Origin of the sequence: Capnocytophaga granulosa ATCC 51502 (assembly GCF_000411115.1) — a bacterium.
Classification (GTDB): domain Bacteria; phylum Bacteroidota; class Bacteroidia; order Flavobacteriales; family Flavobacteriaceae; genus Capnocytophaga; species Capnocytophaga granulosa.
On sequence record NZ_KE150242.1, the window covers coordinates 402920 to 420659 of the forward strand.

The following is a 17740-nucleotide window of genomic DNA, read 5'->3' on the forward strand; positions in this document are numbered from 1 at the left end:
AATGATAGATCTTCAGGCCTATATCAAGAAATATGCTTACTTCATTGGCATCGCTGCTTTTGGAATATGGATGCTTTTCTTTGACTCCAATTCTTTGCTTTCCCAAAGAAAGCTGAATAAGGAAATAGAATCCCTTAAGCGTCAAAAGGAGTTTCTCCAAAAGGAAATAGCCAAAGACAGGGAGGCCATCAAGGAAATTAATACCCCTGAAGGTAGAGAGAAATTTGGACGTGAGCACTATTACTTTAAGAGAGAAAACGAAGATATTTTTATCATAGAATATGATACTATAAAATAAATACAATACTGTAAAAATAATTATTATACCTAAAAATATAGAACATATGTATGAAAATGAAGGAGAAAACAATGAGATTTTCTCAAAAGCTCTAAGAGCAGGTAGGCGAACTTATTTCTTTGATATACGCGGCACCAAGGCCGGTGATTATTATTTGACGATAACAGAGAGCAAAAAGTTCACACATGATGATGGTTCGTCCCATTATCAGAAACATAAGATTTATCTTTACAAGGAAGATTTTAATGCCTTTAGAGAAATCTTGGATGAGATGACTTCTTATGTTTTTGAAGAAAAGGGAGAGGAAGTAATCTCTGAAAAACATCAGAAGGATTTCAAGAAAACATTCTCTTCTCATAAGGAACAAGAGGCGTCATCATCATTCACTATTGATGACTTTGAAGATATTAAATAGTGATATTTAATTCAAAATGGTTAGAGGCTATCCCCGTGGGATAGCCTCTAACTTTATCTAAAAGGGGAAGAGAATAGGCAGTACCAAAATCATTACAATTCCCATAAGTATCTGTAAGGGAAGCCCCACTTTCACATAATCCATGAAGGTATAACGCCCTGCCGACATCACCAAGGCATTGGGGGGCGTAGAGAAAGGGGAGGCAAAGCACATACTAGCACCTACCGATACGGCAATGAGCAAAGGCAATGGATTGATTCCCATACTAGTGGCCGCACTCATAGCTATAGGGGCAATCAGAATAGCTGTAGCGGTATTGCTGATGAACATGGTAAGTAGCGAAGTGGTAAAGTAGATACTTGCCAAAAGAATATAAGGACTATAGCCGCCCAACTTGCCTACAAGCATCTCCGATACCCATGCCGAAGCCCCCGTTTTCTCTAAGGCTAAGGCCATAGGGAGCATAGCAGCAATCAGGACAACACTTTCCCAATTGATAGTCTTATAAGCAGCCTCCACATTGGGCAGTGCTCCAGAGAAGACCATGAGCAAGGAGGCTACCAAAACAGCTGTTACAGGCTGTATAGGAATAAAATCAAACATCATACTCACTACCATAAGTAGCATAATGATCCCCGCTATAGGTGCTTTATGCGTTAGGGTTACCTTGGAGGCCTCCTTCAGGGGTTGTCCCAATACAATCAGGTGTCTATGTTGGTCATTGAGCCTTGCGATGTCCTTCCAAGAACCCTGTACCAAGAGTATATCTCCCGAATGAATACGTTGGTCTTTCAGGTTTTTCAGGATATAGGTTTCATTGCGCTGCATACCCAAGATATTGAGTGAGAATTGTTCCCTGAACTTTGATTTCTTGATTGGCAGATTCACCAGGCGTGAGGTGGAGGTAATCAGCACCTCGGCAATCCCATGCTTTTGGGAGTTCATAAGCTCTTCTTGAGAGGTAAATTTGTCTTCTATCAGGCTCAAGGACTTCTCCCAAGCCATGGCCTCTATCTTGCGAATATCTCCTTGTACAAAGAGGATATCTCCTTCATGGAGAATTGTATTGGCTTGTGCCAATTCGCGATTGGGATTTTGAAAAATAGAGCTGTTAAGGCTGGGTTTGCGCAAGATTTCGGTTACATATACTTCATATTTGTCCGCTATATGGCTTTCCAAGAGGGTTTTCCCTACAAAAGGAGCATTTTTTCCTACCATCACCAAGTGGATATCCTTGGAGAGTTGGTATTCGTCCATAAGGTCAGAAAGAGATTTGCCGTCTTTCTTGCTTTCTTGATGAGGGTCAGTCTTGTTTAGAAAGCGTTTGCTTACAGGAATAAGGTATAACAGTCCCACAGCAAGTGCTACCAGTCCCACAGGGGTAAAGGAGAAGAAGGTCAGGGAAGGGAAACCATGCTTTATTAGTTCTTCATTAATAATAAGGTTGGGAGGTGTCCCGATAAGGGTCATCATTCCCCCTAAGCTACTGGCAAAAGCCAGCGGCATGAGTAGGCGAGAAGAGTTGATATTGGCACTCATGGCCATACTCACTACAATGGGAAGCATCAGAGCAACCGTCCCTGTATTGCTCACAAAGGCACCAATGAAGGAGGTGGCCAAGATAACTAGCACAAAGAGCTTCAGCTCACTCTTGCCAGCGAGCTTCAGTAGCTTGTTGCTAATCATTTTAGCCAAACCTGTTTGGAAGATAGCCCCTCCCACTACGAAAAGTCCTATCATCATCACCACCACTGAGTTGGAAAAGCCCGATAAGGCTTCCTCTGGCGATAGGATACCAAAGAGTACCAGTAGGAGCAGGGAGGAGAGCGCTACCAAGTCTGAACGGATCTTCCCCATCATAAAGAAAGCGGAGGCAATCACAAGGATAGCCAAGGTAATGTACATAGTCATAAGCAAGGGATTGGGTTAGATAAGCGCTTGCATCTCCTCTATAAAACGATGTGCTAATGCATCGGCTTCTTTTTGGCTTTTTGCCTCAGTATAGATACGGATAATGGGTTCTGTATTGGATTTTCTCAAGTGTACCCAGCTATCGGCAAAATCTATTTTAAGACCATCAATAGTGGTAGTCTGTTCATGAGCATATTTCTGTTCCATTGCCTTGAGGATTTGGTCAGGATTGATTTGCTCTGTCAGTTGTATCTTGTTCTTACTCATAAAGTAAGCAGGATAACTCTCTCTGAGTTGTTGTACACTGCCTCCTCTCTCTGCCAAAAGGGATAGGAATAAAGCAACTCCTACCAAGGCATCTCGCCCATAGTGTAGCTCAGGGTAAATAATTCCTCCATTGCCTTCACCTCCGATAATGGCTTCTACGCGTTTCATCTCGGTAACGACATTCACTTCTCCTACTGCTGCTGCTGAGTAGCTAACGCCATGCTTTTGAGCAATATCGCGCAAGGCACGAGAGGAAGAAAGGTTGGAGACAACGTTGCCCCTAGCTTTGCCTAATACATAATCAGCACAAGCCACTAAGGTATATTCTTCACCAAACATCTCTCCTTTGTCAGTAATAAAGGCCAAGCGGTCTACATCAGGATCTACTACAATACCGAAATCAGCTTTTTCTTCTACGACTCTTTTGCAAATATCCCCCAAGTGTTCCTTTAGTGGTTCGGGGTTGTGAGGGAAGTGTCCATTAGGCTCACAATAGAGTTTGACAACCTCTACACCCAATCGTTCCAGGAGTCTCGGAATAGCTATCCCGCCGGTGGAGTTGACGGCATCTACTACTACTCTGAATTTCTTTTTCTGGATAGCTTCAGGGGCAACCAAGGGGAGGGCAAGTACCTTTTCTATATGGAGGTCAATATACTGATCATCATGGGTGAGCTTACCTAAGTGATCTACTGTAGCAAAGGAAAAATCATTCTCTTGAGCGATTTTTAAAATAGCCTTACCATCTTGGTCAGAGACAAATTCTCCTTTGTTATTGAGGAGTTTTAAGGCATTCCACTCCTTAGGGTTATGGCTGGCGGTAAGGATAATGCCTCCGTCGGCCTTTTCCATAGGAACAGCTACTTCCACGGTAGGGGTAGTACTAAGGCCTATATTAACTACATCAATCCCTAAGCCGATAAGGGTGTATTGTACTAAATTTTGGATCATCTCGCCAGAGATGCGTGCATCTCGCCCAATGACTACTTTGACGTGTTCTTTGCTACTTTGTCCTTTGAGCCAAGAGCCGTAAGCAGCGGCGAATTTGACTGCATCAATAGGGGTAAGGTTCTCATCTACCTTGCCTCCTATGGTACCACGAATACCTGAAATAGATTTGATTAATGACATATATCTTTAAATTTTATTTTTTTGAGACTTATAATAAAGAAAAGTGAATATCCCATAGAATATAAGAAAAATAGGATAAGTGAAAGCTATAAGAAAAACATATCCTTGATCGCTTGGACGACCTAAAACCCAGTCAATAAAAGGGATTGCAGCAAAAAGTCCTACATAGAAAAGCAGGGGTGCTAAGAATACACCCAACCATAAGCCCCATTTGCTTTTTTTTCTGATAGTATAAATGTGCAGCCCTGCGGCAACTAAAAAGAGAATAGCTCCAAAGCCTAAAGGGTTTATTGTAAGGACGATGCGACCAAACCAAGAAGGTTTAGGAGAAAATCGCCAATAGTGGTTACCATAGGTAATATCCTTGATCTTTCCCTGAAAAAGTTGGTCACTTACTCTATATTCCTCTTCTTCCATAGAGGATTTTTCAAATTCTAATTCCTTTGGAAAGTGGATTTCAACCTCTATCTCAGGGAAAGTCTTCCAAAATTTGGAAGGATATAAGTTGTATTCAAACTGGTAAGGGGGCAGAAACCCATAACGGAAAGTAGTAGGGAAAGCACTATAGCTAACCTCTATCACATTCTCTCCTGCCTTAAGTGGTGCTGTAAAGTAAATAAGATCTGAGGGGGTTACCTCTTCTTCTTCTTTTCCATCATAGGAAATATAGTACTTAGTATAAGTATTGTATTGGGTAGGAGTACCATCAGAATATTGCAGGGTATCAATGATTTCTTCTTTCCTCAGAAAAGGATAGTCCTGTTCTTGGTTAATAGCATTTGAGGTGATAGCCTGTCCATTTACATACACCTGCTGGTCATTCAGGTAGTTGGAAGCCATAAAGAGCAGTGGCATAGACTGTTCTTTAGGGGAGGAGATATGATATTTTGCCCTAAAGCGGATGATATAATCATTAAAAGAATCCTTATTATCCTTGATGATTTCCGCAATGATTTTCTCATGGGTTACGCTGCAATCATTGGTAAGAATAAGACAAGTATGAGAAGTCCCATCTGTATATGGTTTTGCCATATTGGCTTTACTTACCCAAGAGCAAGCAAACAATAGCAACAAAAGAAGATATCTGTTCATTATAGTGGAATATTTCTTATCAAAGGACAAATATACGAAAAAGATATAAATAATTGACTAATAATCAAGGAGAATTTTTTTTGAGTAAAAGTTTCATTTGTCTTAAATTATTTCGTATATTTGCTCTTCTATTAAGAACAAATAGTAATAAGCTGTTATATGGACAAACATCATATACTACTCATCATTCACCTGATCAGTGCAACTGTTTGGGTAGGAGGACATTTGGTCTTGCTCTTGGGCTTTTTGCCAAAGGCGCTTAAGCATAAGAATTTTGACTTTATCTCTCGTTTTGAGAAGACTTATGAGCCTATAGGAATGCCCTCACTGCTCCTTTTGGTCATTACAGGGATTCTGATGGCCTATGACCTGAATGCACCACTATCTTCGTGGTTTTCCTTTGCCACAGGAGTGGAGACGGTAGTATCACTGAAAATTATTGGGCTACTCACGACCATTTGCTTTGCCATCAGTGCCCAAACAAGAGTGCTTCCAAAGCTTGCTAAGGGGCAAATCCAAAAGCTCCCCGAAATGGCGGTACATATTCTATGTGTTACCCTGATTGCGGTAACTCTGCTTATTTTGGGCAGTACCATTCGTAACGGAGGTTTTTTATTCTAAAAGGAAATGGAGACATTCAAGAACTACCTATCTTTGGAGAAGAAGTATTCTCCCCATACCATAACAGCTTACCTTGCTGATATGGAGGAGTTCTCCGCTTACCTTAAGGAAAAAGACGCTACTGTGGAACTCTCCCAAGTGAATTATCCCTTGATTCGTTCTTGGATCATACACTTGGTAGAAAGTGGGATTACCAATAGGTCTATCAATCGGAAAATAGCATCTTTGAAGGCTTATTATGCTTTTTTGGTACGCTCTTTAGTTATCAGTAGTAGTCCCTTTTTGCAGCATATTCCACTGAAAACGCAGAAGAAAGTGTCTATTCCCTTCTCCCAGAAGGAGATAGAGACGGTACTCTCTCAAGCGGAAGAGGGCGGGGACTACCCTCAAGTACGCAATAAGACAATTATAGAGTTGTTTTACGCTACAGGCATGCGCCGGGCGGAACTTATAGAACTGAAAATAAGTGATATAGACTTCTCTCAACAGACGATAAAGGTACTGGGAAAGCGCAGTAAAGAGCGTATCATTCCCTTAATCCCTTCGGTTAGGGTGTGTTTGGAACAATATTTGTCTATGCGTAAGGAATTAGATACTAACGAATTATATTTATTTTTGACAGATAGTGGTAAAAAAATGTACCCAAAACTTGTGTATAATATAATAAATTCGTATTTTAGCAGTGCCACAACAAAGCAGAAGAAAAGCCCACATGTGCTGCGGCACTCCTTTGCTACGCACCTTTTGGACAATGGGGCTGACCTTAATGCTGTAAAAGAACTCTTAGGGCATGCAGGGCTGGCGGCTACACAGGTCTATACTCATAGTAGTATAGCAGAGCTAAAAAAACAATACAACAATGCGCATCCGAGGATGACAAACAAATAGTACTAATTTTAAATTTTTTCAGATTATGAAAGTAAATTTACACAATGTCGGTTTTACAGTTGATCAAAAATTGGTTGACTTCATCCAGAAAAAAATGGACAAATTAGACCTTTTCTACGATAGGGTTATTGATGCCGATGTCTATTTAAAGTTAGATAATACCACTGTCAAAGAAAATAAGATAGTGGAAATAAAGGTAAATGTACCAGGAGATAGCTTCGTGGTCAAAAAACAATTCAAATCCTTCGAAGAAGGGGTAGATGCTTGTGAAAACCCTATTGAAAGATTCCTGAAAAAATACAAGGAAACTCGTTAGAATATCTTATGACTATTAAGGATAAAGAACGGTTTTGGATAGGATTCCAATGGGGTGCACTTACAGGAGTAGTGATTGCTCTAATACTTATACTTGCCTAAACAAGGAGCTTAGATAATGAATTTCACATAACAATATGTGAAGTTCATTATCTCTCCATATACAAAACATACAACAAGAAAAAGTAGCTCTATAAGGGGGAGTTGCTATGCTTATGAAAGCAGCGGATGGATTATAGTGTTATAGCAAAGAGGTATTATATACCTGATTTTTCACCAATAGGACTACAAACAGAATTTCCCTTCATATTTGAAATAAAAAAATCTATACATGATGAATGGCATATTGATACTTATAGATATTCAAAATGATTTTATTACAGGAGAACTTCCTGTTCCTGATGCTAGGTCTATTATAGAGCCTGTCAATAACCTTATCCCTCAGTTCTCCCATGTGATAGCTACCCAAGATTGGCATCCAGCAAATCATTTTAGCTTCTTTACGCTTCATGAGGGTAAGAAGGCTTTTGAATCTATCACTAAGGATAATTACCAGCAGACTCTTTGGCCTCCTCATTGCATACAAGGAAGCGAAGGGGCTAATTTCTTCCCTGAACTACAGACCAATGCAATCGATGCTATTTTTCGCAAAGGAACTAATCCAGATATAGATAGCTATAGCGCTTTTTTTGACAATCAAAAGCTCAAAGAAACAGGTCTTGACGGCTATCTAAAAGGCTTACACTTGGACGAACTCCATTTTGCAGGCTTGGCGGCTGATTATTGTGTGTATTTTTCTATGATAGATGCACTCAACTTAGGTTATAAGGTATTTCTACATGAACATTGTACCCGTGCCATAAGCAAAGAACAGTTTGAAAACCAGAAAAAAGAACTGATTGATTATCCTAACTTCACTCTATTACCATAGTTTTGAAAGAACATTTACGATTTGGAATTATTATTCCCGCTCATAATGAGGGAGACATCTTGGCGCAAACCTTGGATAGTCTCTTGAGGCAAACGCTTCCTGCCCATAGCATTGTGGTGATAGATGATAATTCTACCGATCATACAGCTGCAATAGTGGCCGATTATTGCAGGCGCTTTCCTCAGGTGAAAACCCTCTACCGAAGTTCCTCTGTGCAGCGCCTACCAGGGGCTAAGATCGTACAAGCCTTCAATGCAGGTTTGCCTCTTGTGGGGCAGGTAGATATTATCTGTAAGTATGATGCAGATCTTATTTTCCCTCCCAACTATTTAGAGACGCTACAGACCTACTACCTCCAAAACCCTCAATTGGGGATGTGTGGAGGCGTCTGTAGTATAGAGAAGAATGGGAAATGGCTCAAGGAAAACTTAACCAATAAGAACCACTTGCGTGGCGCACTGAAGAGTTACCGCAAGGAATGTTTCAAGGCTATTGGAGGGCTGAAAGAGGCAATGGGTTGGGACACAGTAGATGAGCTATTAGCACAGTATCATGGTTGGGAATTGCTTGTTGTGGAGGACTTGGTAGTAAAGCACTTGCGCCCTACCGCAAGCCGCTACAACTCACAAGCACAATATATGCAAGGGGGGATGTTCTACCGCTTGCGCTATGGGGGAGTGCTCTCGTTTTTGGCTAGCGCTAAGCTGGCTTACAAGAAGCGTAGCCTTCGCTTATTCTGGGATTATATGAAGGGGTATTTCAAGGCAAAGAAAGAGAAACAGCCCTTTTTGGTAACTCCTGAAGAAGGTAAGTGGATACATGCTTACCGTTGGCGCCATATCAAACGAAAATTCTAAATAATTGTTGATAAGAAAATTTGCCGCATAGTATTTTTTTTCTTACTTTTGCGGGGTATTAAAAGGAAGGCTCAAAGATGAAAATAGCACTATTAGGTTATGGGAAAATGGGTAAGACCATAGAGCGGATAGCTCAGGAGCGAGGCCATGAGATTGTCCTAAAAGTAGATGCCCCAGGTGATTATGATCTTTCTGTGGCAGAGGTAGCTATTGAGTTCAGTACGCCACAGAGTGCCTTTGCCAACATCAGCCGAGCACTCTCTTTAGGATTGCCCACAGTGGCAGGTACCACAGGTTGGCTAGAACACTATCCTGAGGCAGTAGCCTTGTGCAAGGAGCATAAGGCGGCCTTTTTGTATGCTTCCAACTTTAGTATAGGGGTGAATATCTTCTTTGAACTGAACAAGACCTTAGCCCAACTTATGCGAAAATATCCTGAATATGCGGTTGCTATAGAGGAAATACACCATACCCAAAAGCTCGATGCCCCCAGTGGAACGGCCATTACCTTGGCACAAGAGATCATAGAGCAGACAGATAAGGTAGGTTGGGAGCTTGGAGAGACTACCGAGGATAAAATTCCTATTACTGCCAAACGTATAGAAAATGTACCTGGCACCCATATCGTTACCTATAAGAGTGTGGTCGATACACTTGAGATCAAGCATACCGCCCATAGCCGCGATGGTTTTGCCTTGGGCGCTGTATTGGCAGCCGAGTGGATTATAGGAAAAAAAGGAGTCTTCTCCATGAAGGATGTCCTTTTCGGAAAATAAGTATAAATAATTTTGTAAAAATAAATTTTATGGCAAGCGTAAGACGTTTAAAAAAGAATGTTGCTTCTGTTTTAGGGGAATTGGTAGATACTCTTATTATTTGGGAATTGGTTACCGATAAGAGAAATGAGCAGTCAAGAGGTATTGTAGAGGAAATCTACCTTACTTATGACAAATACCTTGAGCAAATCAACCATCCTACTGAAAATAAAGGAGCTTTCTACAAACAGCTTCTTAAGAACTTTGAAGGAGAAGTAAATGCTATCATAGCGAAAATCAATGCTTTAAGCTAAACAAAGAGCTACTTTTTTGTTTTACACCAATTACATTTGTTTGTACAATGCAATTGGTGTTTTTTACATATATTACCATGAAGAAAATACTATTCTTATCTCTTTTCTTGACCTTTACCTTTGTAGCTTCTGCCCAACAGACTTATAAGTTCTATGTAGAGGGAGAAAAACAATGGGCATATAGGGAAAATACACTTACCGATTTTGTATATGCTTTCTGTACTAAGGATTTTGAGGCTATAGCCAAGAATCCAGCGGTAGGAGACAGTTCAAAAGTAGCCCAATTGGAGTCCATATATCGCAAAATGCTGCAAAGTATTCCTACTAGGGAAAGAAATACACAGATAAGCCTCTTTTTTGGAGAGCGAAAGAAGGGAAAAGGTCGTATATTCTTTATGACTTTCTTTGAAGGAAACCTAAGAGGTAAGCGCAAAGATGCATTTTTTCAATTTCTTTTAGCAGACAATACAAGGGAAGGTATATTTAAGTGTGATACAATTATGATTTCTGATGAGAAACACAGATTCGCTTACAAAGAACCTTCGGTAAAGCTCAAAACAAGATACCAAAAGGAAGTAATGCAGGAATATGAAGCACATGCACTAGATAAAAATGCTAAAAAGGAATTGGAAAACTATATAAATGCAAGAAAAAGATGGCGTAAAATGATGATAAGTGAAGAATAAATAATAACTCAAAGCTCAAAATTAAAAACTCAAAACTAACAAATGGCAGACGATGACTTGATTACAGACGATGAACTGTATGAGCACTATAGTTTTAAGGCAGGAAAGGGACAAGAACCGCTAAGAGTGGATAAGTTCCTGATGAACTTCGTGGAGAATGCCTCCCGTAATAAGGTACAACAGGCGGCTAAGGACGGCAATATATTTGTCAATGGAGTAGCCGTGAAGGCTAACCATAGGGTGAAGGCCAATGATGAGGTCAAGGTCATGTTTGCTCACCCTCCTCACGAATATTTGTTAGTACCAGAGCCTATCCCCTTGGATATTGTCTATGAAGACGAGGAACTAATCATTATCAATAAGCCTGCTGGCTTGGTAGTACATCCAGGGCATGGAAATTATCAGGGAACTCTTATCAATGGGCTGATATACCATTTTCAGCACTTGCCTATGAACAGTTCTGACCGCCCTGGCTTGGTGCACCGAATAGACAAGGATACCAGTGGTTTATTGGTAGTGGCTAAGACGGAAGAGGCCATGAACCACTTGGCTAAACAGTTTTTCAATAAAACCAGTGAGCGGGAGTATGTAGCTCTTGTATGGGGTAATCTCACTGAGGACGAGGGGACGATCACAGGGCATATCGGGAGACACCCTAAGAACCGCCTCCAAATGGCAGTCTTCCCCGACGGAAGCCAGGGAAAGGAGGCCATCACTCATTACAAGGTATTGGAACGTTTCGGTTATGTAACCCTCGTTTCCTGTCGGTTAGAGACAGGGCGTACGCATCAGATTCGTGCCCACTTTACCTATATAGGTCACCCTCTTTTCAATGACGAGCGCTATGGAGGGGACAAGATACTCAAAGGAACTACTTCGGCTAAGTATAAACAGTTTGTAGAGAACTGTTTTAAGATCCTCCCACGTCAAGCGCTCCATGCCAAGACCTTAGGAGTGGAGAAACCCTCCACAGGACAGATGCTTCGTTTTGATAGTGAGATTCCTCAAGATATGCAGCAGTGTATAGAAAAGTGGCGTAACTATCTCAGCAATAGAGAAGTAGAATAGTAGCCAGAGGTCTGTTATCAGCGATCAGTAAAAGTCCCTTTCTGGGGATAAAAAACTTAAAACTTAAAACTCAAAACTAATATGTTATTCAGGCAAGCACAGATAGAAGATTTAGAGGCTATATGGCAGATTATCCTCTATGCTAAAGAAACCATGCGGCAGAGAGGAAGTGAGCAGTGGCAAGATGGTTATCCCTTTAGGGAAACTATTGAGCAAGATATAGCGCATCACTATGCCTATGTAGTGGAAGAAGCTGGTGAGATTGTGGCTTATGCGGCAATCAGTGGTGATGGTGAGCCTACCTATCAAAAGATAGAGGGGGCATGGCTCAGTGATGATCCTTATATAGTAGGTCATAGAATAGCCGTGAGTGAGAGGGGCAAGGGTAAAGGGCTGGCCAGCTATATTATACAACAGGCAGAAGAGATCGCCCTTGTCCGTGGATTCCATTCGCTACGAGCCGATACCAACTATGACAATCTTGCCATGAAGCATATCTTGGAAAAAGAAGGCTTTGTCTATTGTGGTATTATTCAGGTACGCGATGGAAAACGTGAGGCTTTTCAGAAAATTCTAAAATAACAGAATATGGATATGAAAAAAATTGATACAACCGACTATACTATCTATTTCTCGGAAGAGGGGTATAAATACTTAGCAGACTATGTAAAAGAGAAGAAATATTCTAAGATATTTGTCCTCTCCGATACCCATACCCATGAGTGTTGTGTATATACATTCTTGCAGAAATTTCCTTTTGAGGTAGAAATCATAGAAGTAGAAGCAGGAGAAGAGCATAAGAATTTGGATACCTGCCTTTCTCTTTGGCAAACGCTCTCCGACTTGGAGGCCGACAGAAAGAGCTTACTGATTAATGTAGGCGGGGGAGTGGTTACCGATATGGGGGGCTTTGTTGCCTCTACCTTCAAGCGTGGGATTGACTTTATCAATGTTCCCACTACACTACTTGCTATGGTAGATGCTTCCATTGGAGGAAAAACGGGTGTAGATTTGGGCGTACTCAAGAACCAAATAGGGGTGATTAATAACCCTCAGCTCCTATTGATAGATGTGAATTATTTAGCAACCCTCCCCAAAGAGGAGTTTCGTAGTGGCTTGGCCGAGATGTTCAAGCATGGGCTGATACAGTCTCCCGCTTATTGGGAGAAGATGAAACAGCTCTCCGCCCTGACTACTGATGATTTGGAAGAGATTATCTATGAATCGGTAGTAATTAAGCATCAGGTAGTAAAGCAAGACCCTAAGGAACAAGGTTTGCGCAAGATACTGAACTTTGGCCATACGCTGGGTCACGCTATAGAATCTTATTGCTTAGCACACCGCTCCAAGCGTTTGTTGCATGGGGAAGCAGTCGCTATTGGTATGATTTTAGCGGCTTTCCTCTCTCATAAGCTCTTGCATTTCCCTTGGGAAAAGACAGTAGAGATAAAGAGAGTCCTCTTGGACTATTTCTCTCGGGAGAATTTCTCAGCTCAAGAGATAGCAGCTATACAGGAACTACTCAAGTATGATAAAAAGAATGCTTATGGCCATGTCTATTTTGTACTATTGGAGGCGATAGGACAACCTAAGTGGAATATAGAAGTGGAAGAAGCTCTTGTAGAACAGGCTTTTGCTTATTATAGTGAGAAATAGGAGTAAAAGAGTTAAGCAAATGAGTGTTTCTCTAAAAAATTATACACTAAGACAGGTAGCGCTGGCCTTTTTACCTATTATGGTAGTGTGGTTAGTAGTGATTTATATATTTATCTCAGAGGAAGTTTATGACAATGTAGATGATGGTCTCAAGGATAGGAAAAAAGAAATCATTGCCCTCTCTAAGGAATATCCAGAGCGTATACTCTCTGTTAGTGAATATGGGATAGGGCAGTTTAGAATACGCCCTGCTCAGGGTAAAGTATCTAAGAAGAATAGTATCAACAATGAGTTTCTCTACGAACCCTCAGGTGATGAAAAGGAGCTATACCGAGTGCTGAAAACGGGTTTTTGTGATGACCAAGACCGTTGTTATACCTTGGAGATACGTACCTCTACAGTAGAGGAAGACGATTTAATGGCCAATTTAGCTATAGGGATTGGGGTGTTGTATTTGGTCTTAGTCGTAAGTATGTATATCATTCATTTGCTATTCATCCGGCGTGTGTGGAAGCCTTTCAATACATTGCTTCATAACATCAATGCTTACGAATTGGGCAATCGTCAGGGGGTAGTTCCTATAACCACTCAAGTGAGAGAGTTTGCTCAGCTCAATGAGACCATCCAGCGTATGTGGCATCGTACGGAAACTATTTTTGATCAGCAGCGTACTTTTATAGGCAATGCCGCTCATGAGTTACAAACTCCTATCGCGATTACTATCAATAAGTTAGAATTGCTTATGGAAGATGAAACGCTTTCTCAAGCACAACTTCAACAACTCTCTGAAGCGAAGGCCTCACTTACCCGTATGGCTACACTCAATAAGTCTTTGCTCACTTTAGCACGTATAGAAAACCGACAATACGAAGAGGTTTCTCCTATCTGTTTTGCTTCATTGCTTCGTACCCTTATCGAGGAATACCAAGACCTGATAGCTTTTAAGGAAATTACTCTTTCTATAACGGAAAAATCACCTTTCTCGGTGCAGATGAATAAGGATTTAGCGGTTATTCTCCTCTCTAACCTCCTTAGAAATGCTATAAAATATACGTATCCCAAAGGGAAAATACTAATAGAGATAGACAAACACGTATTTTCTATTGCCAATGAGGGAAAACCAACCCCTTTGGACGCTGATAAGATATTCAAACGCTTTCATAAGGGAGAACAAGACAGTACCTCCACAGGCTTAGGCTTAGCAATTGTAAAATCTATAGTGGATTTGTACCAGCATATCCGCTTGCAGTATGTATATAAGGAGGAAAAACACACTTTTTTAATTGTTAATGGTTAATTGTTAATTGTCAATGATTAGTCATTAGTCATTAGTCATTAGTCACTATCTATGGTTGTCGTTATACTCAATTGGAACGGAAAACACTTATTGGAACAGTTTCTCCCCTCAGTGGTAGCTTATTCCACTGAGGCTGAACTCTATGTAATTGACAATGCTTCTACCGATGGGAGTGTTGCTTTCCTCTCTGCCCACTATCCTCAAATAAAAATTGTACAGAATCCCGAAAACTATGGCTATGCAAAGGGCTACAATGAGGGGCTAAAGCATATCCCTGCCGATGTATATTGCCTACTTAATTCCGATGTGGAGGTAACTCAGCATTGGCTTAAAGCGCCTATAGAAATTTTTGCCCAGCAACCCGAAATAAGTATATTACAACCTAAAATAAAGTCCTATAAGCAGAAAAACTATTTCGAATATGCAGGAGCAGCAGGAGGCTATATAGATAAATATGGTTTCCCTTATTGTAGAGGACGTGTTTTTGATAGTATAGAAGAGGACAAGGGACAATATGACCAGCAAATTCCTATTTTTTGGGCTTCGGGAGCATGCTTTTTTATAAGAAAAGCTGTTTTTGATGAGCTTAAAGGTTTTGACGAAGATTTTTTTGCCCATCAGGAGGAGATAGATCTCTGTTGGAGAGCAAAGAATAAGGGTTATGAGGTCTATTATACCCCTCAGTCACAGATATACCACTTAGGAGGGGCTACTCTTACCGAAGGAAGTTCACAAAAAGTATATTTAAACTTTCGCAACAGTCTTTTTATGCTACTTAAGAACTTGCCTAAGCCCTATTGGCCACTGACCATTTTCCTTAGAATGGTCTTAGATGGGGTAGCAGGGGCGCGCTTTTTCTTTCAAGGAAAGTTCAAAAGTACTTGGGCTATCATCAGGGCACACTTTTCTTTTTATAGGCATTTTTGTCATTTCTATCGCAAACGACAAAACCCTAGTTTGCAGCAGTATTATACCATAAGGTCTATAGTATGGAAACACTTTGTGAAAGGTAAAAAATAAAAGGTAAAAAGTAAAAGAAATAAAACTAGCTAAGAGAACTCCCTTTTATTTTGGTAGAAAAATCCGAATCAATAGTAGAAGAACAATTGTATAGTCTAATTCGTTAAGACGCAATTTATTGCGTCTCTACAGAAGACTATGCTTATCAGTAATTGTCTTAGCCAGCGCATGTGTAGATACGCAATTTATTGCGTCTTAGATAGTTAGCTAATAGTGTTTTAACTATTGATTCGCATTAAAAACTTCATGATTAAAAGATATATCGGCAAAGAACAAGCAAGGCAGGAAAACCTTTTACTTTTTATCTTTTACTTTATTGAAGTTCTGTGGTCAATAAACTTCACTGGTTTGCGGCTTCCCTTAGGGTAGAGTTGTTGTTCTATGATTTCCACAGGGTGGAACTCTATTTTGGGAACAACACGCATTTTAGCACGGAAGTGGTTGGTAATCTCTTCACGAAGTGCCTCGGAAGGGGAGGTAGTTCCTATTTTGATAAGAATCTCATCGGTGAGGATTTCATTATTGCTGATCTCTATGATGTAGTTCTCCACTTGGGCAAATTGGCTAAGTAAGTCCATAAGCACAGGCGGGTATAGGGTGGTTCCCTTGTACTTTATCATCTGTTGTTTTCTTCCTACCACAGGGCTAACCCTTAGTGTATTTCTCCCACACGAACAAGGTGCTTGGTGTAGGGTAACCATATCTCCTGTACGGAAACGCAATAGAGGCATACCCTCTATACCAAGGGTGGTAATGGTCAGTTCTCCCAAGTTACCCATGGGAAGAGGCTTTCCCTCATCATCTAATACCTCAGTGATAATAAGTTCTGGGTGATGATGCCCCCCTTGCTGGTGTTCACACTCGGTAAAGGTGGTACTCATCTCGGTAGAGGCATAAGTAGAGTAGAGTTTTAGTTCAGGCCATTTTTCCATGATTTTCTGAGTGAGTAGGTTAGCAGAAAAATCTTGTCTGCGGAGGGTTTCTCCTATACATATTACGCCCTTGACTGAGGAATTGCGATAGTCTATATCAGTTTTTTCGGCATATTCTATGAGCTTAAGTAGAAAAGAAGGCACTGCAATGAGCCACTTAGGCTGATAGGAATCTATAGAATCCCATTGGAGTTCAGGGATCCCTGCACCTATACGTACAATACTGGCACCAAGTTTTCTAATGCCTAAGAAATAAGCCAGTCCAGCCATAAACCTACGGTCAATAGTGGTCATCAGTTGTACTATATCTCCCTTTTGAATACCAGCACAACTCAGTGAAATAGCTTCATTGTAGGCCAAGCGGTCTAAGTCCTTGTCAGTAAGCCCAAAAGTAACAGGCTTTCCTAAAGTCCCGGAGGTAGAAGCATAATCCACTATGGCTGTTTTGGGTACGCAGAGGAAATCATCATTATAACGTTGGAGGTCATCTTTGGAAGTGGTGGGGAGTCTCTGGAGGTCGTCCAAGGTTTGTATCTCCTCAATATCAATATGATATTCCTTGAATATACGTTGGTAATAAGGAGAATGAGCGTGGAGGTATTGTAGAAGCACTCGGAGTCTCTCCTCTTGGAATAGTCGAATTGTTGTGGGGTCTTGCTGTTCTATTTCAGGGATCATAGCAGGCCTTAGTTGAGTGAAAGATTGATATTTTCTATATATTCAAGTACCTCCTCTTTTCCCAATTTGCTCTCGGAAGAAGTAATAAAGTAGGGCGGCATCTCCTCCCAACTCTCTAAGAGAATTTTTTGGTAGGTAAGTACGTGTTGTTCAATGACTTTGGGAGCAAGCTTGTCTGCCTTAGTAAAGATGATAGCAAAGGGAATAGCATTCTCCCCCAACCATTGCATAAACTCCAAGTCTATTTTTTGGGGTTCATGGCGTATATCCACTAACACAAAAGCACAGACCAATTCCTTGCGTTTCTTGAAATAGTCGGTAATAAACTGCTGGAAAGTTTTCTTAGATTGCTTGGACACCTGTGCATAGCCATATCCAGGCAAATCTACTAAATACCAATTCTTATTGATAAGAAAGTGATTAATTAGCTGTGTTTTTCCTGGTTTGGAAGAGGTCTTAGCAAGCCCTTTGTGGTTGGTTAGCATATTGATAAGGGAGGATTTCCCCACATTGGAGCGCCCGATAAAGGCATACTCAGGTAGCTTATGCGTAGGGCATTTGGCCACCTGTGTATTGCTCACCACAAAGGAGGCTTGTTTGATCTCCAT

20 protein-coding genes are annotated in these 17740 nt (G+C 40.8%); 15 read left to right on the forward strand and 5 right to left on the reverse strand.

Annotation, left to right across the window (positions count from 1 at the left end; genetic code table 11):
* Position 1: 1 nt before the first annotated feature.
* Together HMPREF9331_RS01735 and HMPREF9331_RS01740 are read left to right on the forward strand one after the other, a co-directional pair.
* The gene (locus tag HMPREF9331_RS01735) at positions 2-298 is read left to right on the forward strand and encodes an FtsB family cell division protein (RefSeq protein WP_009641486.1); all 297 of its coding nucleotides are present in this window, start codon (positions 2-4) and stop codon (positions 296-298) included.
* Between the two features lie 46 nt (positions 299-344).
* On the forward strand, positions 345-713 hold the full coding sequence (locus HMPREF9331_RS01740; protein ID WP_009641406.1) for a PUR family DNA/RNA-binding protein: 369 nt from the start codon (positions 345-347) through the stop codon (positions 711-713).
* Between the two features lie 57 nt (positions 714-770).
* On the opposite strand, the gene HMPREF9331_RS01745 is transcribed toward HMPREF9331_RS01740, so the two are convergent.
* Genes HMPREF9331_RS01745 through HMPREF9331_RS01755 form a run of 3 tightly spaced genes read right to left on the reverse strand, consistent with a single transcriptional unit; the run spans position 771 to position 5114 of the window.
* On the reverse strand, positions 771-2618 hold the full coding sequence (locus tag HMPREF9331_RS01745; RefSeq protein ID WP_040356842.1) for an SLC13 family permease: 1848 nt from the start codon (positions 2616-2618) through the stop codon (positions 771-773).
* A gap of 21 nt (positions 2619-2639) precedes the next feature.
* On the reverse strand, positions 2640-4022 hold the full coding sequence (gene glmM / locus HMPREF9331_RS01750) for a phosphoglucosamine mutase (RefSeq protein WP_016419456.1): 1383 nt from the start codon (positions 4020-4022) through the stop codon (positions 2640-2642).
* A gap of 6 nt (positions 4023-4028) precedes the next feature.
* Positions 4029-5114, reverse strand: a complete 1086-nt coding sequence (locus HMPREF9331_RS01755) for a hypothetical protein (RefSeq protein WP_040356845.1) — start codon at positions 5112-5114, stop codon at positions 4029-4031.
* A 159-nt stretch (positions 5115-5273) separates the two neighbouring features.
* Between HMPREF9331_RS01755 and HMPREF9331_RS01760 the strand changes: the two genes are divergently transcribed.
* The 13 genes from HMPREF9331_RS01760 (at position 5274) to HMPREF9331_RS01820 (ending at position 15522) form a co-directional block, all read left to right on the forward strand.
* A complete protein-coding gene (locus tag HMPREF9331_RS01760) occupies positions 5274-5735 on the forward strand; it encodes a hypothetical protein (RefSeq protein ID WP_016419458.1) in 462 nt (153 codons plus the stop codon).
* A 6-nt stretch (positions 5736-5741) separates the two neighbouring features.
* Complete coding sequence (locus HMPREF9331_RS01765; protein WP_016419459.1) at positions 5742-6623, forward strand: tyrosine-type recombinase/integrase; 882 nt, start codon at positions 5742-5744, stop codon at positions 6621-6623.
* A gap of 25 nt (positions 6624-6648) precedes the next feature.
* Complete coding sequence (locus HMPREF9331_RS01770) at positions 6649-6939, forward strand: HPF/RaiA family ribosome-associated protein (protein WP_016419460.1); 291 nt, start codon at positions 6649-6651, stop codon at positions 6937-6939.
* Between the two features lie 333 nt (positions 6940-7272).
* Positions 7273-7869 carry a bifunctional nicotinamidase/pyrazinamidase gene (gene pncA / locus HMPREF9331_RS01775; RefSeq protein WP_040356846.1) on the forward strand — a complete coding sequence of 199 codons (597 nt, stop codon included), beginning with the start codon at positions 7273-7275 and terminating at the stop codon, positions 7867-7869.
* A 2-nt stretch (positions 7870-7871) separates the two neighbouring features.
* On the forward strand, positions 7872-8726 hold the full coding sequence (locus HMPREF9331_RS01780; protein ID WP_016419463.1) for a glycosyltransferase family 2 protein: 855 nt from the start codon (positions 7872-7874) through the stop codon (positions 8724-8726).
* 77 nt (positions 8727-8803) lie between these two features.
* Positions 8804-9502, forward strand: coding sequence for a 4-hydroxy-tetrahydrodipicolinate reductase (dapB, locus tag HMPREF9331_RS01785; protein ID WP_016419464.1), 699 nt, complete (start codon positions 8804-8806; stop codon positions 9500-9502).
* A gap of 29 nt (positions 9503-9531) precedes the next feature.
* Positions 9532-9795 (forward strand): hypothetical protein, encoded by a 264-nt coding sequence (locus tag HMPREF9331_RS01790; RefSeq protein WP_009641364.1) that lies wholly within the window; start codon positions 9532-9534, stop codon positions 9793-9795.
* A 77-nt stretch (positions 9796-9872) separates the two neighbouring features.
* The gene (locus tag HMPREF9331_RS01795) at positions 9873-10481 is read left to right on the forward strand and encodes a hypothetical protein (protein ID WP_234945843.1); all 609 of its coding nucleotides are present in this window, start codon (positions 9873-9875) and stop codon (positions 10479-10481) included.
* Between the two features lie 42 nt (positions 10482-10523).
* On the forward strand, positions 10524-11549 hold the full coding sequence (locus tag HMPREF9331_RS01800; RefSeq protein WP_016419466.1) for an RluA family pseudouridine synthase: 1026 nt from the start codon (positions 10524-10526) through the stop codon (positions 11547-11549).
* 81 nt (positions 11550-11630) lie between these two features.
* Positions 11631-12131, forward strand: coding sequence for a GNAT family N-acetyltransferase (locus HMPREF9331_RS01805; RefSeq protein ID WP_016419467.1), 501 nt, complete (start codon positions 11631-11633; stop codon positions 12129-12131).
* Between the two features lie 6 nt (positions 12132-12137).
* Positions 12138-13205, forward strand: coding sequence for a 3-dehydroquinate synthase (aroB, locus tag HMPREF9331_RS01810; protein WP_016419468.1), 1068 nt, complete (start codon positions 12138-12140; stop codon positions 13203-13205).
* A gap of 19 nt (positions 13206-13224) precedes the next feature.
* Positions 13225-14502, forward strand: coding sequence for a sensor histidine kinase (locus HMPREF9331_RS01815; protein WP_016419469.1), 1278 nt, complete (start codon positions 13225-13227; stop codon positions 14500-14502).
* Positions 14503-14553: 51 nt separating this feature from the next.
* Positions 14554-15522 carry a glycosyltransferase family 2 protein gene (locus tag HMPREF9331_RS01820; RefSeq protein ID WP_016419470.1) on the forward strand — a complete coding sequence of 323 codons (969 nt, stop codon included), beginning with the start codon at positions 14554-14556 and terminating at the stop codon, positions 15520-15522.
* A 308-nt stretch (positions 15523-15830) separates the two neighbouring features.
* Here HMPREF9331_RS01820 and flxY read toward each other — a convergent pair whose 3' ends face one another.
* Both flxY and yihA read right to left on the reverse strand, forming a co-directional pair.
* Entirely contained in the window at positions 15831-17132 is a 1302-nt protein-coding gene (gene flxY, locus HMPREF9331_RS01825) for a flexirubin biosynthesis putative acyl-CoA ligase FlxY (protein WP_016419471.1), read from the reverse strand.
* 8 nt (positions 17133-17140) lie between these two features.
* On the reverse strand, positions 17141-17740 hold the full coding sequence (gene yihA, locus HMPREF9331_RS01830) for a ribosome biogenesis GTP-binding protein YihA/YsxC (protein ID WP_016419472.1): 600 nt from the start codon (positions 17738-17740) through the stop codon (positions 17141-17143).

What these genes read in the sequence shown, in the direction of transcription:
- HMPREF9331_RS01735 (WP_009641486.1), top strand. Translation starts at nt 2, where the DNA reads ATGATAGATCTTCAGGCCTATATCAAGAAATATGCTTACTTCATTGGC.
- HMPREF9331_RS01740 (WP_009641406.1), top strand. Translation starts at nt 345, where the DNA reads ATGTATGAAAATGAAGGAGAAAACAATGAGATTTTCTCAAAAGCTCTA.
- HMPREF9331_RS01745 (WP_040356842.1), bottom strand. Translation starts at nt 2,618, where the DNA reads ATGTACATTACCTTGGCTATCCTTGTGATTGCCTCCGCTTTCTTTATG.
- glmM (WP_016419456.1), bottom strand. Translation starts at nt 4,022, where the DNA reads ATGTCATTAATCAAATCTATTTCAGGTATTCGTGGTACCATAGGAGGC.
- HMPREF9331_RS01755 (WP_040356845.1), bottom strand. Translation starts at nt 5,114, where the DNA reads ATGAACAGATATCTTCTTTTGTTGCTATTGTTTGCTTGCTCTTGGGTA.
- HMPREF9331_RS01760 (WP_016419458.1), top strand. Translation starts at nt 5,274, where the DNA reads ATGGACAAACATCATATACTACTCATCATTCACCTGATCAGTGCAACT.
- HMPREF9331_RS01765 (WP_016419459.1), top strand. Translation starts at nt 5,742, where the DNA reads ATGGAGACATTCAAGAACTACCTATCTTTGGAGAAGAAGTATTCTCCC.
- HMPREF9331_RS01770 (WP_016419460.1), top strand. Translation starts at nt 6,649, where the DNA reads ATGAAAGTAAATTTACACAATGTCGGTTTTACAGTTGATCAAAAATTG.
- pncA (WP_040356846.1), top strand. Translation starts at nt 7,273, where the DNA reads ATGAATGGCATATTGATACTTATAGATATTCAAAATGATTTTATTACA.
- dapB (WP_016419464.1), top strand. Translation starts at nt 8,804, where the DNA reads ATGAAAATAGCACTATTAGGTTATGGGAAAATGGGTAAGACCATAGAG.
- HMPREF9331_RS01790 (WP_009641364.1), top strand. Translation starts at nt 9,532, where the DNA reads ATGGCAAGCGTAAGACGTTTAAAAAAGAATGTTGCTTCTGTTTTAGGG.
- HMPREF9331_RS01795 (WP_234945843.1), top strand. Translation starts at nt 9,873, where the DNA reads ATGAAGAAAATACTATTCTTATCTCTTTTCTTGACCTTTACCTTTGTA.
- HMPREF9331_RS01800 (WP_016419466.1), top strand. Translation starts at nt 10,524, where the DNA reads ATGGCAGACGATGACTTGATTACAGACGATGAACTGTATGAGCACTAT.
- HMPREF9331_RS01805 (WP_016419467.1), top strand. Translation starts at nt 11,631, where the DNA reads ATGTTATTCAGGCAAGCACAGATAGAAGATTTAGAGGCTATATGGCAG.
- aroB (WP_016419468.1), top strand. Translation starts at nt 12,138, where the DNA reads ATGGATATGAAAAAAATTGATACAACCGACTATACTATCTATTTCTCG.
- HMPREF9331_RS01815 (WP_016419469.1), top strand. Translation starts at nt 13,225, where the DNA reads ATGAGTGTTTCTCTAAAAAATTATACACTAAGACAGGTAGCGCTGGCC.
- HMPREF9331_RS01820 (WP_016419470.1), top strand. Translation starts at nt 14,554, where the DNA reads ATGGTTGTCGTTATACTCAATTGGAACGGAAAACACTTATTGGAACAG.
- flxY (WP_016419471.1), bottom strand. Translation starts at nt 17,132, where the DNA reads ATGATCCCTGAAATAGAACAGCAAGACCCCACAACAATTCGACTATTC.
- yihA (WP_016419472.1), bottom strand. Translation starts at nt 17,740, where the DNA reads ATGGAGATCAAACAAGCCTCCTTTGTGGTGAGCAATACACAGGTGGCC.